The following is a 15,144-nucleotide window of genomic DNA, read 5'->3' as shown; positions in this document are numbered from 1 at the left end:
TGCTGTACACTTTTTTTTATGTGTAGTGTGTCAAAGGAGGAAAGAATTAATTACAAATCCCTAAGTCAACATCAGCAATACATTGTACTGCGCAGAAACAAGATAAATCTACCGTAATACAGCTGTCAGTAGAATTCCAATCGTCTACTTTACAAATTTTCTTCATATTAACGCAACAGCCGTCACGACTTAATAAGTCTACAGTGCTTTCGCTAGAATCGAATGTGCATAAAGGTTCTAAAACGCGTAAAGTAGCGCAGCACTCATCAAACATATCTTCTACACGGAAAAATACAGATGTACATATACATGGATCTGCTGAAGGTGAGCTAAAGAAAGCTTTGAATGGAGTACCGTCTTTTGTAATTAACATAAATACACGAGTATCTGCTGCTGAACGTGCAGGACTAACGATGCCACCAAGTGGCTCTAAGAAACAGTTTGATGTACATGGTGAACACTCATCTTGTACCGCTTGATTTTGAATATCTAAAATTGCGCGTACTACGTCACAAACGCAACCTGCTGAATGGATAGGGCTAATAGGATTTGTTGGTTTACCACAACCCATATTGTCACCTCCTTTCCTTGTTACTACTCCTACAATATGTACTTTTGTAATATGGACTCGGGCTTTTGTATATATCTTCGAATGAATAGTTTTTTTTATGTGTGGTGAAACTGTAATGAAAAGGAGGGTAAATACTTGAGGTTATTAGGGATGATGCTACCGATAGTGGTCTGTATGGCACTACTTAGTGGTTGCACAGATAAAGAAAAATTTATTGTTTATGGTTCGCCTAAAAATGAAGAAGAAGTTGAGGCGGTTTTAAAAGAGGAAAAATTTATTGAAAGAACAACGGTTATACAATATGACGGTAAAATGCTTGTTGCCGTGCAATTTAAACCGTGGGATAAGTGGAAAAAAGCCAAATTAGAAAAGAAGTTACAAAAGAAATTTGATAAAAAATATCCAAACGATGAAGTATTTGTCTCGGCTGATTACAAAATTTTTTATGAAGCCAATAAAATAAATAAAGACCAACTTGAAGATAATAAGCTAAGCGATAAAATCACAGAACTGAAAAAGCTAGCACAGGAGGAGACATAATGGAAAAAGAGCAATATCAACAGTTAGAACAAAGTGTAACACCAAAGCCAACTTACTTCAAAAATATTGCAAAGGCATTTTTTGTAGGAGGCATTATTTGTACAATCGGACAAGCTGTTTCTCTTTTTTATATTATTTTCTTTGATTTTACAGAAGCAACAGCAGGTAACCCAACGGTTTCAACAATGGTATTTTTTGCAATGATTTTAACGGGCTTTGGCATATACAAAAAAATTGGTCAATTTGGAGGAGCAGGATCGGCAGTACCTGTTACCGGATTTGGTAACGCTGTTATCTCAGCGGCAATTGAACATAAATCTGAGGGACTGGTACTGGGTGTAGGTGGAAATCTCTTCAAATTAGCGGGATCAGTAGTATTATTCGGTGTTGTTTCAGCATTTTTCGTTGCGCTCATTAAATACATTCTTGTGACGTTAGGGGTGGTGTCATGGTAATTGTCTTTCAATCGAAACCGTCTTTATTAGCAGGTGGTGTGGTAGCAGGGCCGTTGGAAAATCGTAGTATTTTCAGTCAATATTTTGATACCATTTACGATGATGAGCGCTGGCAAATGGACACAAATGAACAAGGCCATCGAAAGATGATTCAAGAAGCTTGCGAAATTTTGATGAAAAAGTCAGGCGTGAAAAACTTAGAAATTGATTTCTTTTTGGGGGGCGATTTAGTCAATCAAATGACGCCTACCAATTTTGCTGCAAGAGAACTAGCCATCTCATTTATTGGATTATTCTCCGCATGTGCCACTTCTGTTTCATCCGTAATTGTTGCAAGTCTTTTAACTGAATTAGGTGCATCTAACTTATCGATTGCTGGAGCATCCAGTCAACATAATGCCATTGAGCGACAGTTTCGATATCCCGTCAATTATGGGGCACAGAAGCCTCAGACTGCGCAATGGACTGTAACAGCCGCTGGTTTCGCACTGGTTGGTAAACATCGAGAAGAATGCCCATGTATTGAAGCAGCAACGATTGGTAAGGTCATTGATTATGGAATGGATGATCCGTTCCATATGGGTGCAGCGATGGCACCGGCTGCCTTTCAAACAATTCAATCTCATTTAGAGCAACGTAATCAAAAATTTCATCATTATGACTTAATTTTAACGGGTGATTTAGGTCAGCTCGGATTAAAGCTTCTGAAAGGGATGTTAGTAGAAAATGGCGTGAAAAAAGAAGAATTAACACTTCTACGCGATGCTGGAGCAGAATTTTATGGACAAGATGAGGCATTCCAATCAGGAGCAAGTGGAGCAGGCTGTTCAGCAGCTGTTTTTTTTAGTTATATAATTCAACAGTTGCGAGCGGGAAGCTATAAACGAGTGCTTCTTGTGGCAACAGGTGCATTATTGTCTCCACTTTCTTATCAACAGGGAGAGACAATTCCATGTACAGCACATGCAATTGAAATTACAATGAAATGAGGCAAAATCTATGGTTATGACATTTGTATTTGCTTTTATCGTTGGCGGCATTATTTGTGTCATCGGACAATTATTAATGGATGTTGGCAATTTAACGCCAGCACATACGTTAAGTACGTTAGTCGTCGCAGGTGCAATTTTGGATGGGATGGGTTTGTATGAGCCTCTCATTCATTTTGCAGGTGCAGGTGCAACCGTGCCAATCACATCATTTGGTAACTCCTTAACGCACGGTGCATTGGCTGAAGCCGAAAAGCATGGTCTTGTTGGTGTATTAACAGGGATGTTTGAAGTGACAAGTTCAGGTATAAGTGCAGCAATTGTCTTTGGATTCATTGGCGCATTAATTTTTAAACCAAAAGGAAATGTTGACTAGACGAATACCCCTCTCTTATTTACAACTATACATATTATAGGTTGTAGAAGGGAGGGGTGCTTTTATGGGATACCAAGGCTGGTGCGCACAACCGTATGGAAATAATGTTGCAGGTGCAAATAGCTGGAACAATAATTATTGCGGAGGCAGTAACAATTATGGCTATGGCTCAACGTTTGTGCTGATTGTTGTCCTTTTCATTCTTCTAATTATTGTCGGCGCTACTTTCGTTAGTTATTAACTTAGTTTACATGATCATTTTCTAAGTGTTGATATGATTTTTAGGCTTTAGCTTTTTCAGCGAGTCACTAAAACAAGCTGAAATTGGTTAAAGCCTCCAACAGTTGTCAAAAATGTGTCGTGCGCGATAGCAAAGAATGCATTTTTGATAATTACGTTGAGGTGGAATTGATAGGAGGGGGAACATGCATCGCTCGTTTTTTAATTCTATTGAACAAAAAACAGGTGTATCGATGGATGAAATCTTCGCATTAGCAAATGCAATTCAACATGCAGATTTTACAAATGAAAAACAAGTTAGAAAAGTCGTACGCCGTGTAGCAAAAGTGTCCAATAGACAAATCACACAAGAACTCGAAGATAAATTAGTGCAATCTATTATTCAAGATGGCTCTTCACTAGATTTGGATAAGATTACTAGAATGATGAAATAACATGGCATGTCCATCACAGGGAAACATCCCGTTAAGTATGGAGCTGGCTTGCTTAAGTGCTTATTCAAACAATAATCGAAAATTAAAGCATTTAAGCAGTCACATAAAAAGGTGTTACGACCATGCATTAGCATTTTCGTAACACCTATTCATCTTCATTCTGAGAACCATCTATAGATGGTTCTTTCTAAGAAGGCCATTTGTGAGTACAACATCATGATGAACTAAAGCCTATGACAGATGTCGTGGATTTTAACAGGGATGAATTGTGTTACATAATTCAAAATCCGAACGCAAATATGTCTAGGCATATTCGATTAAATACTTTTTTCCATAGCACGATGAGGAATACCAGCATCCATAAATTCTGGAGACGTTACTGTGTAACCAAGTTTTTCATAAAAAGGAATAGCATAGCTTTGTGCATGAAGTTTCAATTTCTTCTTATTTATAGAGATGGCGTGCTTCTCCATTTCTTGCATGATTAGCGCACCTAGTTTTTTGCCACGCTGTGTTTGTAGAATACATACACGTTCAATTTTTGCTGTGTCATTTTCTACACCACGAAGACGTGCAGCGCCGACAGGCTCATGATTTTCATACATAATGAAATGCGTCGCAGTTGCATCCTCAGCATCACATTCTAGATGAAGAGGCACACCTTGTTCCTCTACAAATACTTTTTTGCGGACAGTGAATGCATCATCATGTTCTTTCTGTGTATCAACAATCTTAACAGTATACAAAGGTCATTCAGCTCCAGTCAGTCGGAATGTTTCGTAAGTTGTCCAGGAGCCGTCCTCCAATTGGTATAATAAATGAAAGCGATCAATCGTGTCTTTCTCGTCGACACCTATCATACGTAATTGGCCAAAGATGTCATCGTGCTCAGAGTCAGTCATTTTTTGTGCAATCGTAATATGCGGTACGAAGACATGTTTAGTATCGCCAAAAGATATTTTTTCTTCTAGAACATTATGGAATGTTACTAATTGTTCTGTTGGTTCAATGCGGAAATAAATTGCATTGGTTGTTGGGAAAAACGAACTTATGCGTGATGCATAAATGTTTAAAGGTGCATATTTCGCAGCGATTTCATCTAATTGCTTAACGATGGATTGAATATCCTCTTCCGTTGCATCAAAGCTGTCCTTTAATGTCATATGCGGTGTAATTTTTGCATAATGCGGATCGTAACGCTTGCGATACATATTCGCTAAGTCTTGTAATTTTTTTGATGGAAATGCCACAATTCCGTACTTCATAGTCCATTACCTCCCTAAAATAAACAATTTTTCTATCTAAGTATAACAGAAATTTCGTATTTCGTAATTTGAATCGCCTAATATTAATTGAAATTTTCAATTAATGCTCGACGAAGGTCGGGTTTCCAATATTTCCATGTATGATTGCCATCAAACTCGTCATAAAATGTAGAAAAGCCTTTACTTATCATTAGATTATGCAATTGGCGATTCGGAGTTAAAAAATCCTTGACTGTTTTATCTGTTGTGATGACTTTATCTTCTTTTTTACCAATGATATGATAAATGGAAATCGCTCCTGGATCTTTGAAATTTTCAACAGCTTTCAGTACATCTTCATCGACAAGTGGTGATTGTAAAATGACTTTTCCAAAAATGCTTGGGTATTTTAGAGCTGCCATTAAAGAAGCGGTTGCAGCCATCGAGTCACCGATTACAGCGCGGCTCATCCCCATTTGGTAGGTTGCATATTCTTCATCTAAATAGGGCACAAGCTCATGAGCTAAAAAACGCAGATAAGCTTCATGCTGTTCACCGCTTGGCAAATATTTGTGACGTCGATCTTTTATATCTTTGTATGGAACGAATACAATAATTAAATTTTCGATTTCATAGTCATCAATAAGTTCATCAGCTAGTTTTGTAATCCCTCCAAGTTGAAAGTAATCTTTGCCGTCTGATGCAATTAATATATTATATTTATATAGCGGAGAATAATTTGCAGGGACATAAATATAAAGCTGTAATTCCTCACGTAATGCTTCACTATAAAACTTTAAATCCTGAACTGTTCCCTTATCCAACGATGACACTCCTTCATGTAGTTTGTAACAAAATTGTATCATATTACGTAAGTAAAGGTATAATAGATTGGGCTAGCCTTGTACTAGCAATAAAAATGGAAATGAGGGTAAGAATATGCATGATAAAAGTATTCGCGTGCATTCCGAAGAAGTAGCGAAAGCAGCTTTAGGTGCGCTAGTTCGTCGGGGTGTGACGCTTGAGGACATTGCTAAAATTGTTTATGAAATGCAAAAATCTTATAATGATGGCTTGACATTAGAGCATTGTGTTCATTCTGTTGAGCGTGTGCTGCGTAAACGTGAAGTCCAACATGCGGTCTTAGTAGGAATAGAATTAGATGAACTTGCAGAGAAAAAGTTATTGTCATCGCCACTACAACAAATTATTGAATCTGATGAAGGTTTATTCGGAGTTGATGAAACAATTGCCCTTGGATCTGTTTTTACATATGGTAGCATAGCTGTAACAACTTTCGGTCACTTAGACAAACAAAAAATTGGCATTATTAAAAAGCTCGACACGGAACCTGGGCAGCATGTGAATACATTTTTAGATGATTTAGTTGCAAGTATTGCGGCTTCAGCAGCTTCACGCATTGCACACCGCATGCGTGACTTGGAAGAAGAAGGCGAAACATTTGCGGATATTGAGCCTGAAGAGCTCGGACCAAAACCAAAACCCCATAATGAAATTTAGTCTTTTCAAAAGAACTCTCAAAAACAGATGAACGTTGCACAAAGATGTAAATAACAAGAGTTTCTTCTATTTAAAAAAGAGCCTCCCAATTAACTTGGGATGGCTCTGTTTTTTTATTTTGTATCGTTATATGCGTTTAAAAATTCTTTTACTTTTTCACTGTCGGCTTCAAGTTTTAATCCTGTGTTTACGAGTGGAGAAACGGTTGAAACAGCAGGCTTTTTATTGCCTTGGTAGTAACTGATGAACTCATCTTGATTAATCGAATAAAGAATGGCTTTACGTAAATCAGCTGATTTAGATAATGCACGACCAGATGTGTTCATTTGTAAGTATGTGACAGCGTTACTATCTGCCGTGTTTAATGTTAGTTTGGCATCAGATTTTACGATATCAAGCTTCGTTTCTGGTACTGCTTGTAATACGTGGATCTCACCGTTACGTAAGGCTGATACAGCACTATCATTATCTGCAATAAATCGAACGTTGACTTTAGCAATCTTTGGTTCATACTCACTACCTACGCGATAGGCAGGGTTTTTTAGGAATTGTGCTTCATAATCATTCTTTTGAACAAGAATGTATGGGCCACTAGCAAATAGTTGGTTATTGTATGTTGCAGAACCTTCAGTAATTGTTGCTTGATCACCGTATGCAATATCTTTATTTGGATTATAGTTTGCTACATCATATGTGTTAATACTTGTTACTTGTTTTTCAGACACGATACCACCAGATTGATGTGCTAAGTAGTTTAATACTTGCGGGAATGGTGTTGGTGTTGTAATTTTCACCACTTGGTAAGCACCAATTGCATTATTCACGGCACCTTTATCCTTAGCTAATTGAGCTACAGTAGCAGGTAAATTTTGAGATAATGCATCTAAAATCGATTTGTCTGAGCCTGCCACTTTTTTATTTTGTAGTTCTGTTAAGTCTGTTACAGCCTCAACAGTCTCAATGTTTTCATGAATGCTATAAGTACGATGGTCTGGTACTGATTTTGAATCTTTTGCGCGATTTAATGAGAATACTACATCCTCAGCCGAAACTAATTCACCAGTATCCACAGCAGCCCCGTCCTTGATGGCTGCAAAATGAATATCATCACGTAACATAAAGTAGTATTCTTGATTTCCTTCAGCAATGGCATGGTTATAGGATAAAGAGCCATCTGAAACAACTTCATCCGTATCCGTTAAGTTGACAAGTCGAACATACATATTTGTATTAAGTGTATTAATAGAACCATCATTGCCTTTGATTGGATCAAGAGATGTTAATGAATCAAGTGTTTGATGTAAAATTAAAGTTTCTGTTGAATTTAATGAGGCATCATTAAATTCAATGTTCTCCCATACTTGGGCACGTGATTTCGGTAAAAGTACAGATTTTGGATTGACTAAGTCAGAATATATCCCTTGATATTTGTTGGAAATGTATAGCGGTGCAATATGCGCTTGATCGAATACCAATCGTTCTTCAAGTTCTTTATATTTGGTTACTGCTTCATCGCCCGTTAAAGTACTTGCTTCATCAATTAAAGCATCTAAAGTTGAATCAGCTACGACACTATAGTCACCGCCAGTTTTGAATAAACCCCGTACAGCATAATCAGGATTTCCAGTCACTGTCGTCCAGCTAGAAAGTGCAATATCATAGTTGCCAGCTTCTTTTTGTGCTGAAAACGATCCATAATCCGGTTGAATATTTAGCTTAACATCAAAGCCGTTTTTTACTAGTTGATCACGTACGATATTCATATCTTCTTCTGCTGCAGCCATACCTAATAATTCAATTGTCGAGTTTCCGTCATCTTTAGAGTTTTTACCACCCTCTACTTCTGTCTTTGTTTGTACACAGCCTGCTAATGCTAAAACTGCAATGACTAAAAATAACAGTAATTTCTTCATATTAAGAACCTCCGATTTTTTTAATTTGTTTTTGGATCTAAAGCATCTCGTAAACCATCACCTAAGAAGTTAAAGGACAGGACGAGCAGCATAATACAAAGACCTGGGAAAATAGCAACATAGGAATGTGTTTCCAGGTACGTACTACCAACTTTCAAAATGTTACCCCATTCAGGAATGTGCGGCTCAATACCGAGCCCTAAAAAACTTAAGCTACTTGTAGAAATCACTGCACCACCAATTGTTAATGTGGCTTTGACAATCATCGGTGCTAAAGAGTTCGGAACAATATGTTTAAAGATAACCGCTGCATCAGAAGCCCCAAGAGCCCTAGCTGATTCAACGAATTCATAATTCGAAAGCTGCATCACATTTGCCCGCATAGTACGTGCATATGTAGGGATAGCCCCAACGCTGAGTGCAATGATTAAATTAATGGTATTTGCACCAAAAGCGGCAATAATGGCAATGGCTAGTAGTATGCCAGGGATCGCATATAAAATATCCAGACTGCGCATGATGATGTTATCTGTTGATCTCCCATAATATCCGGAAACTGCACCGAGAGCGCCACCAACTAATGCTGGAATGATTGTTGAGAAAAATCCGACAATTAACGAAATTTGAGCACCAAAAACGATGCGAGAAAATAAGTCACGCCCGTAATTATCAGTCCCAAGGGGATACTGTAATGATGGTGTTTGTAACAATGCACCATAGTTATTTTTAGTTGCAAAGTCGTAATCGAACGTCCAAGAACTTGTCACAGATAGTGAAAAAATAAGGATGATGAAAAATAATCCGAATATCGCCATTGTATTACATATAATTTTTTGCCACATTTTTTGCCATTTTACAATGGCTGATGGATTTGCTTTTCTAGTCTTTTGAATGAGGCTAAATCCTAACAAAGTTGCAAATAAATTACCTGTAACAGTGGCAATGAGAAGCAAGATACCAGGCACCATCATCCATTTAGGGGCTTCCGTTGCTGTAACGAATTTTGTACAAAGGAATAACATCAAGATATAAAAAATAGCAAGTAGTAAAAATAACCCCATTGCGACGACAAATGTATCGGTAACATAGGATTTAAATAAATTCAAAGCTGAAATACCAATAATAAACAGCTGGGTAATAAATGCATAGGCTGCAAAAGTATATTCAGCTGTCTTTGTTTTTGACACGAGCATAAAAGCGAAGGAGACTGAGAAAATATTGCCTGAAGCAATAGTCAGTAGCAATGGATAACCAAGTAAGCGCGTTCTTTGTTGTATATCACCATGCTTTGCTAAATCACTCTTTATTCGTAATGTGAGGAAGCCAACATAAACTGTCGTTAGTAAATAAACAAAGAACAAAAGTAATATGATTGGTCGCCAACTTTGACTAGAAAAATTGTAGCTGTAAGCTAGAAATAATAAAGAAAATAGTAAGGAAAAGACAAAGGTAAAATGTGCATTGACATATTCCTGTGTAATTTTCAAAAGTAGTTTGACATGTATGATAGTTTTCACAGGTGATCCCCCTTTAAGACTTCTTCATTTTCGAGCGAATACGTGGATCGAAAAAGGCATACAGAATATCGATCAACAAATTGACAATCGAAATGGTAATGGCAATATAGACAACGCCACCGAGGATAGCTGGAATATCAGGTATGAATTGTTTATCAACAATATAGCTGCCAATTCCACTAATATTGAAAACCTTCTCCGTAACAGAAGCGCCTCCTAACATTCCTCCAAAGAGAAGTCCAATCACCGTGATAATAGGAATCATGGCATTACGTATTGCGTGCTTTGTAATAACTTTATATTCATTTAAACCCTTTGCTTTAGCAGTAATAATATAATCTTCATGAATAACTTCGAGCATACTTGATCTTGTCATCCGGGCAATAGATGCCGTTATTGAAGTACCCAAGACAACGACAGGCATCAATAGTGATAACCAATTTTGTGGATTATACGTGGCTGGTAACCATTGTAGTTTTAACGCGAAAGTTAAGATGAATAGTAAGCCTTGCCAAAAACTTGGGATCGATAAGCCAATTAGGGCAATAAACATGAATGTGTAATCTAAGTATGAATTTGGGCGGACTGCTGAAATAATGCCAACAGGAATCGCAATGGCAATGGCCATTAGCAGTGATAATAGAGCAATTTCAAGTGTGACAGGGAATTTATTGGCAATGCTATGTGTAATATCTTCTTTGCCAGCAAATGATGTGCCCAAATCAAATGTGAATAGACCAGAAAGCGCATGCCATAATTGTGATAAATAGGGTTGATCTAAGCCATAAATACGATTAAAGTTAGCAACTTGATCGGGAGTTGCCTCGACGCCGAGTAAGTTTCTTGCTGGATCAAACGGCGACAAATATAAAATCGTAAAAACGAGTGTTGCAACACCAACGATAACGATGAAGCTTTGTAATATCCGTTCAATAATAAATTGTAGAAATGGATTCGCAAACAATAGTAGTAATACATAAAATAACACTGCTGGTATAAACGTGATTGCTACAAATTTTTGTTTTTTCAGCTGCTGCCCCAAAAACTGTAAATAGGATGAATCATAGAGGCCTTCATTGGCTAAATCTTTCTCTACAATTCGGTTAAGCTTTGCATCTGCTAAAGAAGTAGCTACTGTTTGTACCTGTTGTTCAGATATAGGATCATTGAAAAAGCGAGCCTTGGCCTGTTCTTGTTCTGCAAATGCAGACTGCCACTGTCCGTAAGATCCATTTACTTTATAAAACTGACATTGTTGCTCAAATCGTTGCTTGTATATGTGTGAATTTTTGCTTTTTCGATAAAAGAAATATGTAAATGGATGGATCAAGACACTAAAAAGAAAAAGTAGCAACGTGTAGTGTCGATGATGCAATAATTTTTGATAAACCGTAAAAAAGAATACATGTTCCTTTGTTGATGAATGATTTTTTGACATAACCATGCATTTCCTCCAAACGTAAATGACATAACAAGTATTATATTGTATAATTCCTATCAGTATTGTAAAGTATGGATTATACTTGGTATTAAGTCAATCATAAAATTTAAAAAAGGATGGATTGAATGAGTGAAAAGCTTTTAGAAATCAACAATCTTCGTGTGTCCTTTATTACTGGGGAGACAGAATTTGAAGCAGTAAAAGGTGTTAGCTTTCATGTAAATAAAGGTGAAACCCTCGGAATAGTAGGAGAGTCAGGAAGCGGAAAAAGTGTAACAGCTCGTTCAATTATGCGCTTACTTCCTTCACCACCTTCATTTCTAAAATCAGGCGAGATTGTGTTTCAACAACAAGAGCTTACTGCCTTAAACGAAAAGCAGATGGAAGCAATACGTGGGCAAGATATAAGTATGATTTTTCAAGACCCGATGACATCTACAAATCCTACTATCCGAGTAGGCGAACAAGTAGCAGAAAGTTTAAGAAAGCACCAATCACTTTCAAAAACAGATGCTTACAAGCAAACGATTGAATTATTAAAGCTTGTAGGGATTCGAGATGCAGAACAACGTTATAAACAATACCCTCATGAATTTTCAGGTGGTATGCGTCAACGGGTTATGATTGCTATGGCCTTAGCATGTAATCCATCTTTGCTGATTGCAGATGAACCCACAACCGCACTTGATGTGACAATCCAAGCGCAAATATTAAAATTAATGCGTGACATGCAAAATAAAATGGGTACATCAATTATTTTAATTACGCATGATTTAGGTGTTGTTGCAGGTATGTGTGATCGAATCATTGTTATGAAAGAAGGCGAGATTGTTGAGCAAGGTACTACCGAAGAAATTTTTACGAATGCTCAGCATCCCTATACAAAAAAACTACTGAATGCTTTACCAAAATTACATGAGAAGAAACAGCCTAAGCCATTATCAAATTTATTGGCAGGCATAGATGCAACGATACCATTAATTGCAGTAGAGCATCTTTCAAAGGAATTTGAATTGGGACGTGGTCAAACAGTAAAGGCGGTTAATGATTTATCATTTCATATTTACCCAGGTGAAACGTTAGGGCTTGTAGGAGAATCAGGTTCAGGTAAATCGACTACGGGACGTACGATTTTGCAGCTACATCAGCCTACAAATGGTGAGGTTTTGTATCAGGGAGTACCAATTACGAGGCTAACAGCAAAGCAATTGAAAGCAATGCGTCGCCATATGCAGATTATTTTCCAAGACCCGTATTCTTCTTTAAATCCTCGAAAAAAAATAGTAGATATTGTTGGAGAGGCATTAGATATTCATAAACTTGTGAAAACAAATGAAGAACGCCAACAGCGCGTTGAACATTTACTTGAACTTGTGGGCTTAAACAAAGAACATGCAATGCGTTATCCACATGAGTTTTCTGGTGGTCAACGCCAACGTATTGGTATTGCAAGAGCATTGGCTGTTGAACCGAATTTTATCGTTTGTGATGAACCACTATCTGCGCTAGATGTTTCGATTCAAAAGCAAATTGTCGATTTATTAAAGGATTTACAGCAGCGTCTGGGTCTGACTTACTTATTCATTGCGCATGATTTATCTATGGTTAAGCATATAAGCGATCGTGTGGCTGTCATGTACGGTGGGAAAATTGTTGAGCTTGCTGAAAGTGAAGAGCTATACACGAATCCGCAACATCCATATACTCGCGCATTGTTGCAAGCGATTCCAGTTCCAGACCCAGCAATAGAAAAACGAAAATATGCTGTTTCAGAAAATGAGGAACTACAAGTCCAATATGATGTAGAAAATAGTGAACTCGTTGAAGTTTTACCTAATCATTGGGTTGCAGTAACATCTACATAACTTGAATGTAATAGCTTGATATTTTACAATAGAAACAACGTGAAACTTTTTTCAATCAGCGGGGGCTTTTACTATCCACGCAGTTGTTCAGTTGAACGTATCAGACTTTTACAGTGCTCAGCTGTGAACTTCAGTTTAAGCATGCAATATAGAGGCCACTTGTTAAAGTGTGATAATGGCGAATAGTTGTGAGGGAACTACTCAAGACATAAAAACGTTAATAACGAGTGGTACAATCATTGTGGCTGTTGCTTTGTATATGATTTTTGGCAGAACACCAGCGAAGATAAGGATACTGCTACTTCTGAGCAACAAGGCATTATTACAATTGAAGCGGTTGAAGAAAAGACCGGAGATGATCGCTTTAATGTAGAGTGTAGAGTATATAAAAGCTTATGACGGGTTATCACTATAAAACTGTACAGTAAAATTTTGTACACATTAAGATCGCAAAGTGTTGATATTACTGTAATTTCATGTAGGTCTTCAAAATATAGGTGTACACAATAAAATTTAGTTAATTATAGATTAATGTCATATCTTGATTAACTATGTTTGTATAAAAGTGTACATATTTAGCTGATATAAAATAATGATATATCAAGCTGTGATGTATAAATATTGCTTAATAATAAAGGTATTATGATCTTCGGTTTTTGGACTGAAGATTTTTTTATGTGTAAGGTAATAATTAAATTATTATTGAAAATTCTTAGTAGAAAATAAATCAAATTCATTGTGATATTAATATATTGATAATAGACTTAAATAAGATATTAATGAATGCTAGAAGAGAGGTACGGAAAATGAGTGACAAAGATATTAAGACGCTAATTACAAGTGGAACAATTATTTTAGCTTTTGTATTATATTTGATATTCAAATAAATTTAAGATCTTCAGTTTTAATTTAACTGAGGATTTTTAGTTTTATAAAGGGATATAAATTAGAAAGTAGGGTTTACTTTTGAAGAAAATTATTTTTGCTTTATTCATTTCTACATTGGTTCTGAGTGCATGCACAGAAGAAACTAGTACGAATATTATTGAGAATGAAGATATAGAAGGTCTTATATCATCAACGATAGAAAATGCTGAGAAACACGATGTAAGTAAGTTTGAAGAATATGAGCTAGAAAGTGTAATTGACGGTGATACAATAAGAATAAAATATAACGGCAGCTCTGAAAAAGTTCGTTTTTTACTTGTTGATAGCCCTGAAACTAATCATGAGACATTAGGAGAGCAACCGTACGGACCAGAAGCTAAAGAATTTACTAAGCAACTATTAGCTGGTCAAGATACAGTATATTTAGAATTTGACGTTTCGTATCGTGATAAATATAAAAGACTACTTGCCTATATTTATACCAAAGAGGGTATAAGTGTTCAAGAGCAGTTATTGAAAAATGGATTAGCACGTGTTGCTTATATATATGCTCCAAATACGAAGCACGTAGATTGGTTTAAATCGATTCAAAAAACTGCACAACAGTCAGCTATTGGTATTTGGTCAGTTGAAGACTATGTAACGAATCGTGGATACGACAAGGATGCTTATTATGTTACTACAGAAAAAAATAAAGATGATAAGAAAACAGAAAATGATAAATCTATTACTAATAATAACAGTTGTGTAATTAAAGGTAATATCAATTCAAAAGGAAATAAAATTTATCATATGCCTGGTCAACGTGATTATGACAATACAATAGCTGAAGAAATGTTCTGCACTGAAGAAGAGGCAGAGGATGGTGGATTTCTCCCAGCAAAACAATAAAATAATTCCAATTTCCTATCTCCTATCTCTATAAAGAAGGGATTTCGGTTTTTCTTGTGGATTAAGAACCTATTAAGTGATAATAAAGTTATTCCATTAAAGGGCATTTCAAGGCCAAATGACGGATTGTAGCTTTGTAAAAAAGATTGATAATTTGTAATAAAGTTTGATAAAAATCATCTCTTTAGTTATTCTTTGAGATGATTTTTTTATTGGACATTTATGTTAAAACTGATATTTATCTTGTGAAGAATTGTAC

At 36.4% G+C, this 15,144-nt stretch carries 16 protein-coding genes; 9 read left to right on the top strand and 7 right to left on the bottom strand.

All coding sequences use genetic code 11. The features are described 5' to 3' along the window. Positions 1-46 precede the first annotated feature (46 nt). Entirely contained in the window at positions 47-571 is a 525-nt protein-coding gene (locus ACOMCU_RS22155; RefSeq protein ID WP_010858119.1) for a CotY/CotZ family spore coat protein, read from the bottom strand. A gap of 135 nt (positions 572-706) precedes the next feature. Here ACOMCU_RS22155 and ACOMCU_RS22150 point away from each other — a divergent pair, with 135 nt between their 5' ends. The 6 genes from ACOMCU_RS22150 (at position 707) to ACOMCU_RS22125 (ending at position 3,605) form a co-directional block, all read left to right on the top strand. After that, positions 707-1,111 carry a hypothetical protein gene (locus ACOMCU_RS22150; RefSeq protein WP_010858120.1) on the top strand — a complete coding sequence of 135 codons (405 nt, stop codon included), beginning with the start codon at positions 707-709 and terminating at the stop codon, positions 1,109-1,111. After that, positions 1,111-1,566: a stage V sporulation protein AC gene (gene spoVAC, locus ACOMCU_RS22145; RefSeq protein WP_010858121.1), complete on the top strand. Its 456-nt coding sequence runs from the start codon at positions 1,111-1,113 to the stop codon at positions 1,564-1,566. Before ACOMCU_RS22150 ends, spoVAC begins: the two co-directional genes overlap by 1 nt. Further along, on the top strand, positions 1,560-2,555 hold the full coding sequence (locus ACOMCU_RS22140; protein WP_010858122.1) for a stage V sporulation protein AD: 996 nt from the start codon (positions 1,560-1,562) through the stop codon (positions 2,553-2,555). Before spoVAC ends, ACOMCU_RS22140 begins: the two co-directional genes overlap by 7 nt. Positions 2,556-2,571: 16 nt before the next feature. Next, complete coding sequence (gene spoVAE / locus ACOMCU_RS22135; protein WP_010858123.1) at positions 2,572-2,931, top strand: stage V sporulation protein AE; 360 nt, start codon at positions 2,572-2,574, stop codon at positions 2,929-2,931. A 64-nt stretch (positions 2,932-2,995) separates the two neighbouring features. Continuing rightward, positions 2,996-3,172, top strand: coding sequence for a YjcZ family sporulation protein (locus ACOMCU_RS22130; RefSeq protein ID WP_010858124.1), 177 nt, complete (start codon positions 2,996-2,998; stop codon positions 3,170-3,172). Positions 3,173-3,356: 184 nt separating this feature from the next. Continuing rightward, complete coding sequence (locus tag ACOMCU_RS22125) at positions 3,357-3,605, top strand: stage VI sporulation protein F (protein ID WP_010858125.1); 249 nt, start codon at positions 3,357-3,359, stop codon at positions 3,603-3,605. 317 nt (positions 3,606-3,922) lie between these two features. Here ACOMCU_RS22125 and ACOMCU_RS22120 read toward each other — a convergent pair whose 3' ends face one another. From ACOMCU_RS22120 to ACOMCU_RS22110, 3 genes are all read right to left on the bottom strand, one after another. Continuing rightward, complete coding sequence (locus ACOMCU_RS22120; protein ID WP_010858126.1) at positions 3,923-4,351, bottom strand: GNAT family N-acetyltransferase; 429 nt, start codon at positions 4,349-4,351, stop codon at positions 3,923-3,925. Between the two features lie 3 nt (positions 4,352-4,354). Continuing rightward, on the bottom strand, positions 4,355-4,870 hold the full coding sequence (locus ACOMCU_RS22115) for a YjcG family protein (protein ID WP_010858127.1): 516 nt from the start codon (positions 4,868-4,870) through the stop codon (positions 4,355-4,357). Positions 4,871-4,953: 83 nt separating this feature from the next. Beyond that, positions 4,954-5,673 carry an alpha/beta hydrolase gene (locus ACOMCU_RS22110; RefSeq protein WP_010858128.1) on the bottom strand — a complete coding sequence of 240 codons (720 nt, stop codon included), beginning with the start codon at positions 5,671-5,673 and terminating at the stop codon, positions 4,954-4,956. Positions 5,674-5,788: 115 nt separating this feature from the next. Between ACOMCU_RS22110 and ACOMCU_RS22105 the strand changes: the two genes are divergently transcribed. Further along, a complete protein-coding gene (locus ACOMCU_RS22105; protein ID WP_010858129.1) occupies positions 5,789-6,370 on the top strand; it encodes a phosphatidylglycerophosphatase A in 582 nt (193 codons plus the stop codon). Between the two features lie 113 nt (positions 6,371-6,483). Here ACOMCU_RS22105 and ACOMCU_RS22100 read toward each other — a convergent pair whose 3' ends face one another. From ACOMCU_RS22100 to ACOMCU_RS22090, 3 genes are read right to left on the bottom strand one after another with little or no spacing between them, the layout of a single operon-like run. Beyond that, positions 6,484-8,283, bottom strand: a complete 1,800-nt coding sequence (locus tag ACOMCU_RS22100; protein WP_421051417.1) for an ABC transporter substrate-binding protein — start codon at positions 8,281-8,283, stop codon at positions 6,484-6,486. A 20-nt stretch (positions 8,284-8,303) separates the two neighbouring features. Further along, complete coding sequence (locus ACOMCU_RS22095; RefSeq protein ID WP_421051416.1) at positions 8,304-9,800, bottom strand: ABC transporter permease; 1,497 nt, start codon at positions 9,798-9,800, stop codon at positions 8,304-8,306. 13 nt (positions 9,801-9,813) lie between these two features. Beyond that, complete coding sequence (locus ACOMCU_RS22090; RefSeq protein WP_421051415.1) at positions 9,814-11,244, bottom strand: ABC transporter permease; 1,431 nt, start codon at positions 11,242-11,244, stop codon at positions 9,814-9,816. Positions 11,245-11,366: 122 nt separating this feature from the next. On the opposite strand from ACOMCU_RS22090, the gene ACOMCU_RS22085 reads away from it, so the two are divergent. Both ACOMCU_RS22085 and ACOMCU_RS22080 read left to right on the top strand, forming a co-directional pair. Beyond that, a complete protein-coding gene (locus ACOMCU_RS22085; RefSeq protein ID WP_421051414.1) occupies positions 11,367-13,106 on the top strand; it encodes an ABC transporter ATP-binding protein in 1,740 nt (579 codons plus the stop codon). Positions 13,107-14,072: 966 nt separating this feature from the next. Further along, positions 14,073-14,885, top strand: a complete 813-nt coding sequence (locus ACOMCU_RS22080) for a thermonuclease family protein (protein ID WP_421051413.1) — start codon at positions 14,073-14,075, stop codon at positions 14,883-14,885. Positions 14,886-15,144: the final 259 nt, after the last annotated feature.

Source organism: Lysinibacillus sp. UGB7, from assembly GCF_049058285.1.
Taxonomy (GTDB): domain Bacteria; phylum Bacillota; class Bacilli; order Bacillales_A; family Planococcaceae; genus Lysinibacillus; species Lysinibacillus sphaericus_B.
This window is presented reverse-complemented; position numbering and strand designations above follow the sequence as displayed.